The organism is Rhodovulum steppense (genome assembly GCF_004339675.1).
GTDB classification, from domain to species: Bacteria; Pseudomonadota; Alphaproteobacteria; order Rhodobacterales; family Rhodobacteraceae; genus Rhodovulum; species Rhodovulum steppense.
Genome location: NZ_SLVM01000005.1, coordinates 59669 through 74560, shown reverse-complemented (window position 1 = coordinate 74560; position 14892 = coordinate 59669). Strand labels below are relative to the sequence as shown.

Genomic DNA, 14892 nt, shown 5'->3' with positions numbered 1-14892 from the left:
GCCTTGTGCGCGGAGCTTGCATCGCCAGGGCGACACCCGTACCGCCTGCATGGCGTCGGAACCCTGCAGGCGCTGCAACGCCCTGGCGCCTCCCCTGTCGGGCCTGGTGTGAGCGGAGCGGTTCAGACCAGTGCCGTAGACTTCGCCCAACGGGGACGACGGGTGACTTGCAACAGGCTGACCCGAGGTGCGTGGCGGCCGCCAAGCGCCAGTGTCGCGGCGCGCAAAAACTCGATCCCGTCCTCGGACCGCATCGGCAGCGCGCCCGGCGAGATTGGCGCGCCGACCGTCACCCGGTAGGGCTGGCGGTCTTTGTTCAGCGTCTCGTGGAACAGCGTGATGTCCCGAAGCGTCGGGTGGATCAGGTCGAACAGGTAGAACACCGCCGAGTTGCGCGACCGGATGTTGATCGGAATCACCGGCAGGTCGAACTTTCGCGCGATCGTCGCCGCCGACGCCATCCAGGGCCGTTCATGCAGCGAAAGCCCGCGCCGCTTCGCGAGCCGCCCCGAGGGGAAGATCACGCCGATCCGGCCCTTTTCGATCGCCTCGCGCGTATAGGCCATGGTCTCGCGCATCTTGGCGTGGCTGCGCTTTTCCTCGCGCCATTCGACCGGGGCGATGATGTCTCCCATCTGCGGAAGCACGCGCAGGATGTCGCGATTGGCGTAGAAGAACAGGTCGGGCCGCCGTTCGCGCAACAGGCTCCAGAGCATGATGCCGTCGGCGATGCCGGTGGGGTGGTTCGCCACGATCAGCGCCGGACCCGAGGCGGGGATGTTGTCGAGACCGCTGGCGCGCAGGTCACGCGCCAGAAGCCGGGCCATCTCGTCCATGATGACCGGGGCTGGGTGGTGTTGCAGAACCTCGCCCAGCGCCACCGTGCGCGCATAGCCCAGAACGTTGTTGAGAATCCGGCGCGCGGGCGCGCTCCACGGGTGGCTGGCAAAGAGCCACGGCGCCCGTTCCTCGATGAGAGGGTCGATTCGGTCCTGCATGATGCTTCTCACCATACCCGCATGACGTCGCGGTGACAGCAGAGCCGATTCGCCCTCATGCGGTCAAAACGATTCGGCCTTGTGCGGCGACTTATGGCCCGGCGGCCAGCAGTCGACCCAGCATCTCGCCCATGTCGCGGCTGAGCCCCTCGCGCCCGGCGATACGTTCCATCGCGGCGCGCATCCTCGCCTGCCGGTCCTTGTCGTAGCGGGTCCAGGTCTCGAAGGCGGTCGACATGCGCGCCGCCGTCTGCGGGTTGACCGCATCCAGTCGGATCAGCCAGTCCGCGACCAGATCGTAGCCCGCCCCCGATGGGTCGTGGAAGCCTGCCGCGTTCATCGTGAACCCGCCGATCACGGCGCGGAAGCGGTTGGGATTCTTCCACGTGAAATCAGGATGTTCCGTCAGCATCTTCGTGCGGTCGACGGCGCGGTCGGGCGCGGCCAGCGAGGCCTGCAGCGCGAACCACTTGTCCATCACCAGCCGGTCATGGGTCCAGCGCCGGGCAAAGCGGGCCAGTTCGTCCTCGCCCGTCCCGATCTCCAGCAGGATCGCCAGCGCGCCGATCTCGTCGGTCATGTTGTTGGCCTGCGCAAAGTGGCCGCGCGCCTTCGCCCCGCCGTCGAGCCGCGCCATGTGGCCCAGCGCCGCCAGCCGCAGCGCCCGCCGCCCGGCATCGGCCGCGCCGGGGCTGTAGGGGCCGGGGCAGGTCATCTGGTCGTAGAGCGGAACCCAGAGCGGTTTCAGATGCGCCGCGACCGCCGATCTCAGCCGTTCGCGCGCGGCGTGGATCGCCAGCGGGTCGGGGGTGATTCCGCGCCCGTGCAGGTCCTCGGCCAGCTGGTCCTCGCCCGGCAGGCCGAGCGCCAGTGCGCGGAAGGCAGGGTCCAGCGCCTCGTCCCGCGCCATGGCGGCCAGCGCGTCAAGGTAGGCGGGCGCGGGGGCGGCGCCCTCGGTCACCATCGCCACCAGCACATCGCGGGCCAGCGCCCGGCCCGCCTCCCACTTGTTGAACGGGTCGGTGTCGTGCGCCAGCAGGAAGGCGCGTTCTTCGGCCGTAGTCTCGCGGTCGAGGATCACCGGCGCCGATAACCCGCGCAGCAGCGAGGGGACCGGCCGCGTGGCTAGCCCCTCGAAGGTGAAGGACTGCTGCGCTTCGGTCACCTCCAGCACGGTCGTCGGCACCACCTCGTCGCCATTGGGCGACAGCAGGCCCACCGCCAGCGGGATCACCTGCGGGTGCTTGTCGGGCTGGCCGGGCGTGGGCGGGGTTTTCTGTTCGACGTTAAGGGTATAGGTGCCGTCCTTGAAGTCGTCCGTCACGGTCAGCCGCGGCGTGCCCGCCTGCGAATACCACCGCTTGAACTGCGACAGATCCCGCCCCGTCGCGTCCTCGAACACCTTCAGCCAGTCCTCGATGGTGGCGGCCTGCCCGTCATGCCGGTCGAAATAGAGCGCCAGCGCCGTGTCATAGCCCTCGGGGCCGACCAGCCGGCGCAGCATGCCGATCACCTCGGCCCCTTTCTCGTAGACGGTCGCGGTGTAGAAGTTGTTGATCTCGTTATAGCTTTCGGGCCTCACGGGATGCGCCAGCGGCCCGCCATCCTCGCGGAACTGGCGCGCGCGCAGCGTGATGACATCCTCGATCCGCTTGACCGCGTGGGACCGCGCGTCGCCCGCGAATTGCTGGTCGCGGAACACCGTCAGCCCTTCCTTCAGGCAGAGCTGGAACCAGTCGCGGCAGGTGATGCGGTTGCCGGTCCAGTTGTGGAAATACTCGTGCGCGATGATCCGCTCGATGTTCTCGTAATCGCGGTCGGTGGCGGTTTCGGGGGAGGCCAGAACATAGCGCGAGTTGAAGATGTTCAGCCCCTTGTTCTCCATCGCGCCCATGTTGAAATCGTCCACCGCGACGATGTTGAACACGTCGAGGTCATAGGCGCGGCCATAGACCTCTTCGTCCCAGCGCATGCTGCGGATCAGCGCGTCCAGCGCGTAATCGGCCTTGCCCTGGTCGGCGGGGCGGACCCAGATGTTCAGGTCCACATTGCGCCCCTCGCAGGTGATGAAGCGGTCCGATGTCGCCACCAGATCGCCCGCCACCAGCGCGAACAGATAGGCGGGCTTGGGCCAGGGATCGTCCCACTCGGCCCAGCCCGGCCCCTGCGCTACCGGGTTGCCGTTCGACAACAGCACGGGCAGGTCGCTTTCGATCCGCACGCGGAACGGCGCCATCACGTCGGGGCGGTCGGGATACCAGGTGATCTTGCGAAAGCCCTCGGCCTCGCATTGCGTGCAATACATGCCGTTCGACATGTAGAGCCCTTCGAGGGCTGTGTTTTCCTGAGGTGCGATCTCGACCTCGGCCGCCCAGGTGAAGGGAGCGTCGGGCACGTCGCAGGTCAGCCCCTCTTGGGTGATGTCCGGGGTCACGGGGCTGCCGTCGATCGCCGCCGAGATCAGCGTCAGCCCCTCGCCATGCAGGAAGAACCGACGGTCGGTCGTGGCCGGGTTCGGGCGGAAGGCGATGCGCGAGACGACCCGCGTTGCGGTCGGATGCAGGCGGAAGGTCAGCTCCACCCGGTCGACCAGATAGGCGGGGGGCGTGTAGTCGGCGAGGTACAGCGCCTGGGGGCTTGCGTCTTTCATCACTCTCTCCACTTGGGCTGCCCAAGACCTATCCTTTGGCGCGGCGGGTGCAAGATGCCCGCATTGCGGCCTCGAATGTTCGATTTATGTTCTCGCCATGGACGTGACGATTCTCTGGTTCAAGCGCGATCTCAGGCTTGCCGATCACGCCGCCCTGGCGCTGGCCGCGTCGGGCGAGGGCGCGGTGCTGCCGCTTTACATCGTCGAGCCGGACTATTGGCGCCAGCCCGACGTCTCGGCCCGGCAATGGCGTTTCACGGCGGAATCGCTCCGCGACCTGTCGGCGGCGCTGTCGGGGCTTGGCGCGTCCCTGCAGGTGGTGGTGGGCGACGCGGTCCAGGTGTTCGACGCGCTGGCCGGCAGCCTGCCCGTGGCGCGGCTGGTCAGCCACGAGGAAACCGGCAACGGCTGGACCTATGCCCGCGACCGGCGCGTGGCGGCCTGGGCACGGGGCTGCGGCCTGCGCTGGGAGGAAGTTCCGCAATCGGGCGTGGTGCGGCGGTTGCAGGGGCGCGACGGCTGGGCCGCGGCGCGGGACCGCAGGATGCGCGCACCGCCGGTCCCGCCCCCGGCCGCGCTGCGCGGTCTGCCCGGCATGCTGCCCGGCGCCATCCCCGAGGCGCGGGATTTGGGCCTCGGCTTCGATCCCTGCCCGGGGCGGCAAAAGGGCGGGCGGGCCGAGGGGTTGGGCCTTCTGGAAACCTTTCTGGACGTTCGCGGACAGGACTATCGCCGCGCCATGGCCTCGCCCCTGTCGGGTGCCACCGCCTGTTCGCGGCTGTCGCCCCATCTGGCGCTGGGCACGCTGTCGGCGCGCGAGGTCGAGCAGGCGGCGGCGCGGCGCCGGACCGAGGCGCGGGGCACCCGGGACGGCTGGGCGGGCAGCCTCGGGAGCTTTGCGTCGCGGCTGGCATGGCGGGATCATTTCATGCAGAAACTCGAGGACGAACCCCGATTGGAAAGCCTTTGCCTGCACCCGGCCTACGAGGGGCTGCGCCCCCGCGATCCCGACCCCGCGCGGCTGGCGGCGTGGGCGCGGGGCGAAACCGGGCTGCCTTTCGTCGATGCCTGCATGCGGTCGCTGATCGCGACGGGATGGCTCAACTTCCGGATGCGGGCGATGCTGGTCTCTGTCGCGTCCCATCACCTGTGGCTGGACTGGCGGGCGACGGGGGCGCATCTGGCGCGGATGTTCACCGATTACGAACCCGGCATCCACTGGCCGCAGATGCAGATGCAGGCGGGCACCACGGGGATCAACACGATCCGCATCTACAACCCTGTGAAGCAGGGGCAAGAGCAGGATCCGGAAGGCGTGTTCACCCGGGAATGGCTGCCGGAACTTGCCGCGGTGCCGGATGCGTTCCTGCAGGAGCCCTGGCGCTGGGAGGGGGCGGGGCGGCTTCTGGGCCGCCGCTATCCGGCGCCGATCGTGGACGTGACCGCCGCGGGCCGGGCGGCGCGGATGGCGGTCTGGGCGGTGCGGGCGCGGGTAGGCTTTCACGACGAGGCGGCGCTGATCGTCGAACGCCACGCCTCGCGCAAGGATCGCGCGGGCCGTTTCGTCAACGACCGCGCCCCGCGGCTCCGGGGCGACGCGCGGCAGTTGAGCCTCGATCTGTGAGCGGGAAGATGCGCCGCAAGGGCGACCTGCCCACCAAGACCTGCGCCGCCTGCGGGCGGCCCTTCGCTTGGCGGCGCAAATGGGCGAAGGACTGGGCGGAGGTGCGCTATTGCTCGGACCGCTGCAGGACCAGGGGGGCCAGGGACGCTGGCTCTTCACCTCGCCCCAAAAGCCCTATATCGTGAGGTAGCTTCCGTACATGAGGACAACATGGCGCGCCCTCGGGTCGGCATCATCGGCAACAGCTATCTGATCAACGATGAGTATCCTGCCCATGCCGGCGGCACGATGAATTCCGAGGCCGTGGCCGAGGTGGCGGGCGCGCTGCCGCTCCTGATCCCGGCCGATCCGCGTTTCGTCTCGGTGCCCGAGTTGCTGGACAGTTTCGACGGCTTTTTGTTCACCGGCGGGCGGCCGAACGTGCATCCCGAGGAATATGGCGAGGCCGCGACCGAGGCGCATGGCGCGTTCGACCGGGCGCGCGATGCGATCGCGCTGCCGCTGATCCGCGCGCTGGTCGAGCGCGGGCAGCCCTTCTTCGGCATCTGCCGCGGCTTTCAGGAGGTGAACGTGGCGCTGGGCGGTTCTCTGCATCCCGAGATCCGCGATCTGCCGGGGCGGATGAACCACCGGATGCCGCCCGATGGCACGCTGGAGGAGAAATTCGCCCTGCGCCACAAGGTGACATTCACCGAAGGCGGCATCTTTCACCGGCTGCTGGGCGCGACCGAGGTGATGACCAACACGCTGCACGGGCAGGGGATCAAGTCGCCCGGCGCGCGCATCGTGATCGAGGGCTGGGCGCCCGACGGCACGCCCGAGGCGCTGCATGTCGAGGGCGCGGCGGGCTTTGCCCTCGCGGTGCAATGGCATCCCGAATACAAGGCCGCCTGCGATCCGGTTTCGCGCCCGCTGTTCGAGGCGTTCGGGCAGGCGGTGGCGGCCTGGGCGGCAGGGCATTGCCCTTCGGTGCGGCGCCTGGCCTGAGCCGGTGCATCGGGTATTTTTTCCAAGAAGAAGATCAGGGCACACGGCGCTGTGACTTGAGGTTCCCCCTGCTGGAAGGCTCAGACTTGTTCAGCCGAACAAGGGTGGGCGGATGCGGCGCTGGTGGATCGCGGGGATGGGGGCTGTGGCGTTGGTCGCGCTGGCGGCGGTGTCGATGGTGCCTTTCGGCCAGACGCCCGCGCCGGTCGAGCCCCGGGCGATGGTTCAGGTGGCCCTGCCCGGGCTAAGCGACATGGCGCAGGTCGGTCAGGCGGCCTTTGGCCGGAATTGCGCCGAATGCCATGGCCCCGATGCCGGAGGGCGGCTGGGCCTCGGGCCGCCGCTGATTCACCGTGTCTATGAACCCTCGCATCACGGCGACATTGCGTTCTGGATGGCCGTGCGGCGCGGCGTGGTCGCGCATCATTGGCCGTTCGGCGACATGCCCTCGGTGCCCGGTGTCAGAGATGATGAGATCGCCGCGATCATCGCCTTCGTGCGCGAGGTGCAGCGCGCGAACGGCATCCATTGAGCGGCGTCAAAGCGCCAGTTCCATGCGGAAATTCGTCAGGGCGATGCCGTGGCGGATGACGCTCTGGCGGCCGGTCTCGCGCCAGCCGTGGCGGGCGTAGAAGGGCCGGGCGATCAGGCTGGCCTCGGTGGTCAACAGCCCCAGTCCGGCCTTGCGCGCGGTCGCCACGATCGCGTCATGCAGCGCCGCGCCGATGCCCTGGCCCATCCGGTCGGGCGCGACATAGGCGAATTCCAGATGGCCGTCGGCGTCCAGCGTCATGAAGCCCACGATCTTTCGCCCGGCCTCGGCCAGAAGGGTGGTTCCGGCCAGCAGCTGTTCCTCCCAGCCCGGGGCGGGCTCGGGCGAGGGGGCCCAGGCGGCGCGTTCCTCGGGGCCATAGGCGGCGGATGTGCCGTGATGGACAGCGGCATAGAAAACCGCATGCGCGGCCACCCCGTCGCCTGGCCGGGCGGGGCGCATGCGCAGCCGGGGCGCGATCAGGTCACGGCCGCGCGGACATGATAGGCGGGGTCGTCCCACAGCCTGTTCTCCATCACATCGGCCAGGATATCGGCGGCGCGGCGCACCTCGTCCTCGCCGATATAGAGCGGGGCGAAGCCGAAGCGCATGATGTCGGGCGCACGGAAATCGCCGATCACGCCGCGCGCGATCAGGGCCTGCATGGCCGCGTATCCGTCGGGGAAGCGGAACGAAACCTGGCTGCCGCGCTGGTCCGGGTCGCGCGGAGTGGCAAGGTGCAGATCGGGGCAGCGCGGCTCGACCAGCACGATGAACAGCTCGGTCAGTTCGACCGAGCGGGCGCGCAGCGCGGCCATGTCGACGCCGTCCCAGATGTCGAGCGCGGATTCGAGCGCGGCCATCTGCAACACCGGCGGCGTGCCCACGCGCATCCGTTCGATGCCCGCGCCGGGGCGGTAGGCCGGTTCGAAGGCGAAGGGCGCGGCATGGCCCAGCCAGCCTGACAGCGCGGGGCGCGCGGCGTCCTGATGGCGGGGGGCGACATAGATGAAGGCGGGCACGCCGGGGCCTGCGTTGAGGTATTTGTAGGTGCAACCGGCGGCGAAATCGGCCCCCGTGCCCGCCAGATCGACCGCAAAAGCCCCGGCGGAATGTGCCAGATCCCAGAGCACCAACGCGCCCGCGTCATGTGCCGCGCGGGTCAGCCGCGCCATGTCGTGGCGTCGGCCGGTGCGGTAATCCACCTCGGTCAGCATCAGCACCGCGACATCCGGGCCGATCCGGTCCTCGACCGCCTCGGGCGCGACGGTGACCAGTTGATGGCCGCGGCCAAGCCCGGCGACCAGCCCTTCGGCCATGTAAAGATCGGTCGGAAAGTTACCGGAATCGCTGAGGATCACGCGCCGGTCTGGCCGCATCTCAAGCGCCGCGGCAAGCGCCTGGTAGACCTTGACCGAAAGCGTGTCGCCCAGCACCACGCTGCCCGGTTCGGCCCCGATCAGCCGGCCCAGGCGGTCGCCCAGCGCGCGCGGCTGCGCCATCCAGCCCGCCTTGTTCCAGCCGCCGATCAGCATCTCGCCCCATTCCTCGCGCATGGTCTGCGCGACCCTGTCGGCGGCGGCAACGGGCATCGGACCCAGCGAATTGCCGTCGAGATAGATCACACCCCGGGGCAGGTGGAACAGTTTGCGTGTGGCGGCGAAACCGGTCATCGGGCTCTCCTTGCGGTCAGCCTTGCCCGCGGGCGGGCTGGCGCGCAAGGGGGCGATCTGTCCTTGATCGGTGCGGCGCGGGGCGGGTAGAGGGGGCAGGTCACGTCCTGTCGCGGTCCGGCAGGGCGGAAAACCGCGGCACTGTTGCAGGGACGCCGCATGGGCGGAAGGCTGCCATGAAACGGCTTATTCATCTTATTCATCATGTCGAACTGCCGCCGGTCTGGCTGGCCCTGTTCGCCGCGCTGGCCTGGCTGCAGGCGCGGCTTTTCCCGATGGAGGTCACCGGGCGGGCGGGCGATGTGATCGGCACCGGGCTGGTCGGTGCGGGACTGGCCGTCATGGGCTGGGCGGCGCTCCAGTTCCTGCTGGCGCGCACCTCGCTGATCCCGCGCATGCGGCCCGATACACTGGTCACCACCGGGCTTTACCGGTTCTCGCGCAACCCGATCTACCTGGCCGATGTCGCGATCCTGCTGGGGCTGATCCTGATCTGGGATGCGCTGCCCAGCCTGATCCTGGTGCCGCTTTTCGTGAAGGTGATCGAGGCGCGATTCATCCGCCATGAAGAGACGCTGCTGCGCGCGCATTTCGGCCCCGCCTTCGATGCCTATTGCGCGCGGGTGCGCCGCTGGCTGTGATGCGGCGTTGCGACCAAAGGATGCGTTCCGGAATCCTTGGCGATGCGCTTGTGAAACTTAATTGCGCGATGGTAAGAGACTGCGACTTGACGCGGGGCCTTCGGGTCCCGTCGCCTGAGAGAGGGGACAGACAACGTGAAGATCGGCGCACCCAAGGAGATATTCGAGGGCGAGGCCCGCGTGGCCATGACCCCGGACAGCGCGCTCCAGCTGCAAAAGCTGGGCTATAGCTGTCTGATCGAGACCGGCGCGGGCGAAAAGGCGGGATTCTCTGATTCCGCTTATCAGAAGGCCGGGGTCGAGGTCGTTCATTCGGCCGCCGCGCTGTGGCAGGCGGCCGATATCGTGGTCAAGGTGCGCGAGCCGTCCGAGGCCGAGGCCGACAACCTGCGCAAGGGCCAGACGCTGATCAGCTTTTTCTGGCCGGCTCAGAACGAGGCGCTGTTGCAGCGCTGCAAGGACCGGGGCGCGAATGTCCTGGCGATGGACATGGTGCCGCGCATTTCCCGCGCCCAGAAGATGGACGCGCTGTCCTCGATGGCGAATATCGCGGGCTATCGCGCGGTGATCGAAGCTGGCAACAATTTCGGCCGCTTCTTCACCGGCCAGGTGACCGCCGCGGGCAAGGTACCGCCGGCCAAGGTGCTGATCGTCGGCGCCGGTGTTGCTGGCCTTGCCGCGATCGGTACGGCGACCTCGCTGGGCGCCATCGTCCATGCCTTTGACGTGCGCCCCGAAGTGGCCGAGCAGATCGAATCGATGGGCGCCGAGTTCGTCTATCTCGATTTCGAGGACGCCACCCAGGACGGCGCCGCCACCGGTGGCTATGCCGCGCCGTCGAGCCCCGAGTTCCGGGAAAAGCAGCTCGAGAAGTTCCGCGAGCTTGCCCCCGACATGGATATCGTCATCACCACCGCCCTGATCCCCGGCCGTCCCGCGCCCAAGCTGTGGACCGAGGACATGGTCGCGGCGATGAAGCCCGGCTCTGTCGTGATCGACCTTGCCGCCGAGAAGGGTGGCAACTGCGACCTGACGGTGGCCGACAAGAAGATCGTGTCCGGCAACGGCGTGACCATCGTCGGCTATACCGACTTCCCCAGCCGCATGGCGACGCAATCCTCGACGCTTTATTCCAACAACATCCGTCACATGATGACCGACCTGACGCCCGGCAAGGATGGCAAGGTCGTTCACAACATGGAGGATGACGTGATCCGCGGCGCGACGGTGACCTATGAGGGCGAGATCACCTTCCCGCCGCCGCCGCCCAAGGTGAAGGCGATTGCCGCCGCGCCGAAGAAGGAAAAGCCCAAGGAACTGACGCCCGAGGAGAAACGGGCCAAGGAAGTGGCCGCGTTCAGGAAGCAGACGCTGACCCAGGTCGGCCTGTTGGCCGGGGGCGGGGCTCTGCTGCTGGCCGTGGGCCTCGTGGCGCCCGCGAGTTTCATGCAGCATTTCATCGTTTTCGTGCTGGCGGTCTTCGTCGGCTTCCAGGTGATCTGGAACGTCTCGCACTCACTGCACACGCCGCTGATGGCGATCACCAACGCGATCTCGTCGATCATCATCCTGGGCGCACTGATGCAGATCGGATCGGGTTCCTATCTGGTGATCCTGCTGTCGATCCTCGCGATCTTTATGGCGTCGATCAACATCTTCGGTGGCTTCCTCGTGACACGGCGCATGCTCGCCATGTTCCAGAAATCGTAAAGAGGGATGGGGACAATGGATTTCGGCTTCACGACAGCGGCCTATGTGGTCGCGGCTGTCCTCTTCATCCTCGCGCTGGGCGGGCTGAGCGGACAGGAAAGCGCCAAGCGCGCGATCTGGTACGGCATCGTCGGCATGGCCATCGCGGTCGTCTCGACGCTGGTCGGGCCGGGGCAGGGGCTTTGGCTCATGTCGCTGATCCTTATCGCGGGCGGCGCGGCGATTGGCTACCAGTTGGCCACCAGGGTCCAGATGACCCAGATGCCCGAGCTTGTGGCGATCATGCACTCTCTGGTCGGCCTTGCGGCGGTGTTCGTCGGTTTCAACGCGGATTTCGAAACGACCCGTGTTCTGGCGATGACCGACGAGGGCCGCGCTGCGCTGGTCAACGGCTTCGCCGCGATTGTGGCCAAGAAGACGCCCGTCGAGATCAACATCCTGCGCGTCGAACTGGTGCTGGGGATCTGGATCGGGGCGGTGACCTTCACCGGGTCGGTCGTTGCCTATGGCAAGCTGGCGGGCAAGGTGAACACGGCGGCCAAGAAGCTGCCCGGCGGGCATCTGCTCAACGCTACCGCGGCGATCCTGTCGGTGGTGACGGCGGTCTGGTACTTCCAGGGCGGCGGCTTCCTGGCGCTGTTCCTGATGACGCTGCTGGCGCTGTTCATCGGCTATCACCTGATCATGGGCATCGGCGGCGCCGACATGCCGGTGGTCGTCTCGATGCTGAACTCCTATTCGGGCTGGGCGGCGGCGGCGATCGGCTTCAGCCTCGGCAATGACCTCTTGATCGTGGTCGGCGCGCTGGTGGGCTCGTCCGGTGCGATCCTGTCCTACATCATGTGCCGCGCGATGAACCGGCATTTCGTCAGCGTGATCCTGGGCGGCTTCGGCGGCACCGGGGGGCCGGCGGCGGCGGTCGAGGGCGAGATGATCGCCATCGACGCCGAGGGCGTGGCCGCTGCGCTGGACGATGCCGACAGCATCATCATCGTGCCGGGCTATGGCATGGCCGTGGCGCAGGCGCAGAACGCGGTGTCGGTGCTGACCGAGCATCTGCGCAAGCAGGGCAAGACCGTCCGCTTCGCCATCCACCCGGTGGCGGGCCGTCTGCCCGGGCACATGAACGTGCTGCTGGCCGAGGCCAAGGTGCCCTATGACATCGTGCTGGAGATGGACGAGATCAACGACGATTTCCCCTCGACGGACGTGGTCATCGTCATCGGCTCGAACGACATCGTGAACCCCGCAGCGCAGGACGACCCGAACTCTCCCATCGCGGGGATGCCGGTTCTGGAAGTCTGGAAGGCCAAACAGGTCTTCGTCTCGAAGCGCGGCCAGGGCACCGGCTATTCGGGCATCGAGAACCCGCTGTTCTACAAGGAGAATACGCGGATGTTCTACGGCGATGCCAAGGACAGCCTCGACAAGCTGCTCTCACAGTTGCGCTGAACGGGAGCGCAGTGCGGTCCGGACGCCCCGCCCGGTTGGCGGGGCGTTTTGCATTCTCGCTGACGTTTCCAATTGAGCGCCTTCGGCGCAAGCCTTCCGGCACTTCGTGCGGTTATGGGTATTTGAACCAAGAAGAAGGGGCAGGCAGAGCAGTCCTGTCCCGGCGTAAGACCCTGACATGTCTTCGGGGCGCGTCCCTGTCACGTTTACAATCCCCATCCATGCGCTAGAGCTTGGGTGAGCCCCGAGTCAGCCGAGAGCCCGCCATGGCCCCGATCGAAGACCACCCGCTGCGCTACATGCTGACCAACGAGCTGCACGCGCGGCCGTTCCCGTCGCTTCAGCCGCCCTGTCATGCGGCCTTCCTGGCGATCAAGCCGCCGCGGGATGCGGTCAGCCGTGACCGGGATGCGGACCGTGCGCACCTGTTGGACCTGTTGGACCGGTTCGGCGCCCAGCATCCCAAGCCCGGCGACACGCATTTCTTCGGCGCGATGGGGCGCTACAAGATCAAGTGGGAAAGCCATGCGGAGTTCGTGACCTACACGATCTTCGCCCCCGGCGTGGCCGAGCGACCCTTCGACCCAGCCGCATGGGAAGTGTTTCCCGAGGACTGGCTGGAAAGGGCGCCGGGTGCGCGGCTGACCTCGGCGCTGATCCGGGTGGAACAGTTGCGCGAGGGACGCGATGATGTTGATGCGCGGCTGTCGGAGTGGTTCGTGGCCGAAAGCCTGTGTGCCTCGTCGATCCTGGACGATGCCGGGATCATGGCGACCGATTTCCGCATCGACCCGGGCGGGCACATGCGTTTCGCGGTCTTCGCGCGGCCGGGCACGGGCGAGCGGCGCGTGGGCCGGATTGTGCAGCGGCTGACCGAGATCGAGACCTACAAGGCGATGTCGATGCTTGGCCTGCCGCGCGCGCGGCAATTGTCCGCTTGGCTGGCCGAACTCGATCCGCAACTGACCGAGTTGGTGGGCGAGATGCGTGAGGGTCATCGCCAGCCCGAGGAGACGCTGCGCAACCTTCTGGCGGTCTCGGCGGAACTGGAAAGCCTGCTGGCGCAGACCGCGTTCCGGTTCTCGGCCACCACCGCCTACGAGGCGCTTGTCAACCAGCGCATCGAGGTGTTGCGCGAAGAACGGTTCGGCTATCGCCAGACCTTCCGCGAATTCATGATGCGCCGCTACGAACCTTCGATGCGCACCGTCAAGGCGACCGAGGCGCAGCTGAACAACATGACACGGCGCGCGGTGCGGGCGGCGAACCTGCTGCGGACGCAGGTCGATGTGGAACGTTCGGCGCAGAACCAGAAGCTTCTGGAAAGCATGGACAAGCGGGCCGATCTGCAACTGCGCCTGCAACGCACGGTCGAGGGGCTGTCGGTCGTGGCGATCAGCTATTACGCCGTCAGCCTTGTGTCCTACATGGTCTATCCGCTGGCCGATGCGCTGGAGGTCTCGACCGGGCTTCTGACCGCTCTGCTCACGCCCCTTGTCGTTGTGGGCGTGTGGGCGATGGTGCGTTCGATCCGTCGCGGGATGGAGCGCTGAGCGCGGCCTCGGCCGCGCGCGCCCCCAGCGCGATGGCGCCCAGCGCGATGAAGGCCGACATGCCAAGCGTGGGCACGCCCGCAAGCCCCGCGCCGATCGTGCAGCCGCCCGCCAGCACGCCGCCCACGCCCATCAGCGCCGCGCCCGCAAGATAGCGGCCGGTCTGGGCCGGACCCTCGAAGCTTTTCCAGCGGAACCGGCCCGCGATCAGCGCGGATGCCAGCGCACCGGCCAGAACGCCGCCGATCAGCCCGACGCCAAGGCCCGGCGCAACGGCGGTGGACGCGACCGACCAGAACAGCGCATCGGCCGCGGGTGCGGTAAAGGACAGGCTTTCCAGCGGGATCGGGTCGAATTCGTCGAACAGCACGAAGCCCGTGCCCACCCAGCCCGCCGGAACCAGAAGGCCCAGCAGCACCGCCAGCGCCAGCTTGCCCCGCGGCGCGCCCGAGCAGCAGGCCAGCGCCCCGGCACCGGCGGCAAGGATCGCCGCCCAGAGCAGCGCGCCGCCCGGCAACGCGGCAAGGCCCCACTCGCCCACGGGCAGCGTGAACTCGGACGCCGCAACCCGCAGCGGCGCCAGAACGCCCTTCATCGTGGCATGCGCGGCAATCGCGACGATCACCAGCACCAGCGCCGCGCGCAGGTTGCCGCTGCCGCTCAGCACCGTCAGTCGCCCGATGCAGCCCCGCGTCAGCACCATGCCCGCCCCGAACATCAGCCCGCCCGCAAGGATCGCCAGCACCGGCAGGTCAGGCGACAGGAAGCGATGGCCCTGAAACGAGATCAGCCCGGCCGCGACCGCCCCCTGCGTGCCTAGGATCGCGACGGCAAGCGCGGCCATCCAGATGCCCAGCGCCGGGCGGCGCGTCTCGGCCGGGCCGGCGACGGCGCGGCGAAAGCAGAAGCCCGTCACCTCGGCCAGAACGCCGAAGATAAGCCCCAGCCCAAGGCCAAGGAACGGGGCTGCCTGCGGGGCGGTAAGGGTCTCGAAGCCGAAGGTCTCGAACATGGCGGATACTCCGGATGTGTGGGACCGCAGATGCCCCGCGCGCTCGCGCCGATCAAGCCT

At 68.0% G+C, this 14892-nt stretch carries 13 protein-coding genes; 8 read left to right on the top strand and 5 right to left on the bottom strand.

Annotation, left to right across the window (positions count from 1 at the left end; translation table 11 throughout):
• Nucleotides 1-122 precede the first annotated feature (122 nt).
• Together EV216_RS04645 and pepN are read right to left on the bottom strand one after the other, a co-directional pair.
• Nucleotides 123-998 (bottom strand): 1-acyl-sn-glycerol-3-phosphate acyltransferase, encoded by an 876-nt coding sequence (locus EV216_RS04645; protein ID WP_132693901.1) that lies wholly within the window; start codon nucleotides 996-998, stop codon nucleotides 123-125.
• A 91-nt stretch (nucleotides 999-1089) separates the two neighbouring features.
• Nucleotides 1090-3648 carry an aminopeptidase N gene (gene pepN / locus EV216_RS04640; RefSeq protein ID WP_132693900.1) on the bottom strand — a complete coding sequence of 853 codons (2559 nt, stop codon included), beginning with the start codon at nucleotides 3646-3648 and terminating at the stop codon, nucleotides 1090-1092.
• 97 nt (nucleotides 3649-3745) lie between these two features.
• Between pepN and EV216_RS04635 the strand changes: the two genes are divergently transcribed.
• From EV216_RS04635 to EV216_RS04620, 4 genes are all read left to right on the top strand, one after another.
• Nucleotides 3746-5272 carry a cryptochrome/deoxyribodipyrimidine photo-lyase family protein gene (locus EV216_RS04635; RefSeq protein ID WP_132693899.1) on the top strand — a complete coding sequence of 509 codons (1527 nt, stop codon included), beginning with the start codon at nucleotides 3746-3748 and terminating at the stop codon, nucleotides 5270-5272.
• An 8-nt stretch (nucleotides 5273-5280) separates the two neighbouring features.
• Nucleotides 5281-5457: a DUF2256 domain-containing protein gene (locus EV216_RS04630; RefSeq protein WP_132693898.1), complete on the top strand. Its 177-nt coding sequence runs from the start codon at nucleotides 5281-5283 to the stop codon at nucleotides 5455-5457.
• 25 nt (nucleotides 5458-5482) lie between these two features.
• Nucleotides 5483-6259, top strand: coding sequence for a gamma-glutamyl-gamma-aminobutyrate hydrolase family protein (locus EV216_RS04625; RefSeq protein WP_132693897.1), 777 nt, complete (start codon nucleotides 5483-5485; stop codon nucleotides 6257-6259).
• Between the two features lie 112 nt (nucleotides 6260-6371).
• Nucleotides 6372-6791 carry a c-type cytochrome gene (locus EV216_RS04620; RefSeq protein WP_132693896.1) on the top strand — a complete coding sequence of 140 codons (420 nt, stop codon included), beginning with the start codon at nucleotides 6372-6374 and terminating at the stop codon, nucleotides 6789-6791.
• Between the two features lie 6 nt (nucleotides 6792-6797).
• Here EV216_RS04620 and EV216_RS04615 read toward each other — a convergent pair whose 3' ends face one another.
• The gene (locus EV216_RS04615) at nucleotides 6798-7313 is read right to left on the bottom strand and encodes a GNAT family N-acetyltransferase (protein ID WP_132693895.1); all 516 of its coding nucleotides are present in this window, start codon (nucleotides 7311-7313) and stop codon (nucleotides 6798-6800) included.
• Nucleotides 7271-8464, bottom strand: coding sequence for a kynureninase (gene kynU, locus EV216_RS04610; RefSeq protein ID WP_132693894.1), 1194 nt, complete (start codon nucleotides 8462-8464; stop codon nucleotides 7271-7273). Before kynU ends, EV216_RS04615 begins: the two co-directional genes overlap by 43 nt.
• A gap of 176 nt (nucleotides 8465-8640) precedes the next feature.
• Here kynU and EV216_RS04605 point away from each other — a divergent pair, with 176 nt between their 5' ends.
• The 4 genes from EV216_RS04605 to EV216_RS04590 all read left to right on the top strand — a co-directional run bounded on the left by EV216_RS04605 (nucleotide 8641) and on the right by EV216_RS04590 (nucleotide 13820).
• Entirely contained in the window at nucleotides 8641-9105 is a 465-nt protein-coding gene (locus tag EV216_RS04605) for a methyltransferase family protein (RefSeq protein ID WP_243641966.1), read from the top strand.
• A gap of 135 nt (nucleotides 9106-9240) precedes the next feature.
• On the top strand, nucleotides 9241-10815 hold the full coding sequence (locus EV216_RS04600; protein ID WP_132693893.1) for a Re/Si-specific NAD(P)(+) transhydrogenase subunit alpha: 1575 nt from the start codon (nucleotides 9241-9243) through the stop codon (nucleotides 10813-10815).
• Between the two features lie 15 nt (nucleotides 10816-10830).
• Entirely contained in the window at nucleotides 10831-12267 is a 1437-nt protein-coding gene (locus EV216_RS04595; protein WP_132693892.1) for an NAD(P)(+) transhydrogenase (Re/Si-specific) subunit beta, read from the top strand.
• Nucleotides 12268-12533: 266 nt separating this feature from the next.
• On the top strand, nucleotides 12534-13820 hold the full coding sequence (locus tag EV216_RS04590) for a DUF3422 family protein (RefSeq protein WP_132693891.1): 1287 nt from the start codon (nucleotides 12534-12536) through the stop codon (nucleotides 13818-13820).
• On the opposite strand, the gene EV216_RS04585 is transcribed toward EV216_RS04590, so the two are convergent.
• Complete coding sequence (locus EV216_RS04585; protein ID WP_132693890.1) at nucleotides 13753-14832, bottom strand: YeeE/YedE family protein; 1080 nt, start codon at nucleotides 14830-14832, stop codon at nucleotides 13753-13755. The two genes, EV216_RS04590 and EV216_RS04585, sit on opposite strands and share 68 nt — an antisense overlap.
• Between the last annotated feature and the right edge of the window lie 60 nt (nucleotides 14833-14892).

Bases quoted from the DNA above. Each gene is read 5' to 3' on its own strand.
- EV216_RS04645 (WP_132693901.1), bottom strand. From the start codon at position 998: ATGCAGGACCGAATCGACCCTCTCATCGAGGAACGGGCGCCGTGGCTC.
- pepN (WP_132693900.1), bottom strand. From the start codon at position 3,648: ATGAAAGACGCAAGCCCCCAGGCGCTGTACCTCGCCGACTACACGCCC.
- EV216_RS04635 (WP_132693899.1), top strand. From the start codon at position 3,746: ATGGACGTGACGATTCTCTGGTTCAAGCGCGATCTCAGGCTTGCCGAT.
- EV216_RS04630 (WP_132693898.1), top strand. From the start codon at position 5,281: ATGCGCCGCAAGGGCGACCTGCCCACCAAGACCTGCGCCGCCTGCGGG.
- EV216_RS04625 (WP_132693897.1), top strand. From the start codon at position 5,483: ATGGCGCGCCCTCGGGTCGGCATCATCGGCAACAGCTATCTGATCAAC.
- EV216_RS04620 (WP_132693896.1), top strand. From the start codon at position 6,372: ATGCGGCGCTGGTGGATCGCGGGGATGGGGGCTGTGGCGTTGGTCGCG.
- kynU (WP_132693894.1), bottom strand. From the start codon at position 8,464: ATGACCGGTTTCGCCGCCACACGCAAACTGTTCCACCTGCCCCGGGGT.
- EV216_RS04605 (WP_243641966.1), top strand. From the start codon at position 8,641: ATGAAACGGCTTATTCATCTTATTCATCATGTCGAACTGCCGCCGGTC.
- EV216_RS04595 (WP_132693892.1), top strand. From the start codon at position 10,831: ATGGATTTCGGCTTCACGACAGCGGCCTATGTGGTCGCGGCTGTCCTC.
- EV216_RS04590 (WP_132693891.1), top strand. From the start codon at position 12,534: ATGGCCCCGATCGAAGACCACCCGCTGCGCTACATGCTGACCAACGAG.
- EV216_RS04585 (WP_132693890.1), bottom strand. From the start codon at position 14,832: ATGTTCGAGACCTTCGGCTTCGAGACCCTTACCGCCCCGCAGGCAGCC.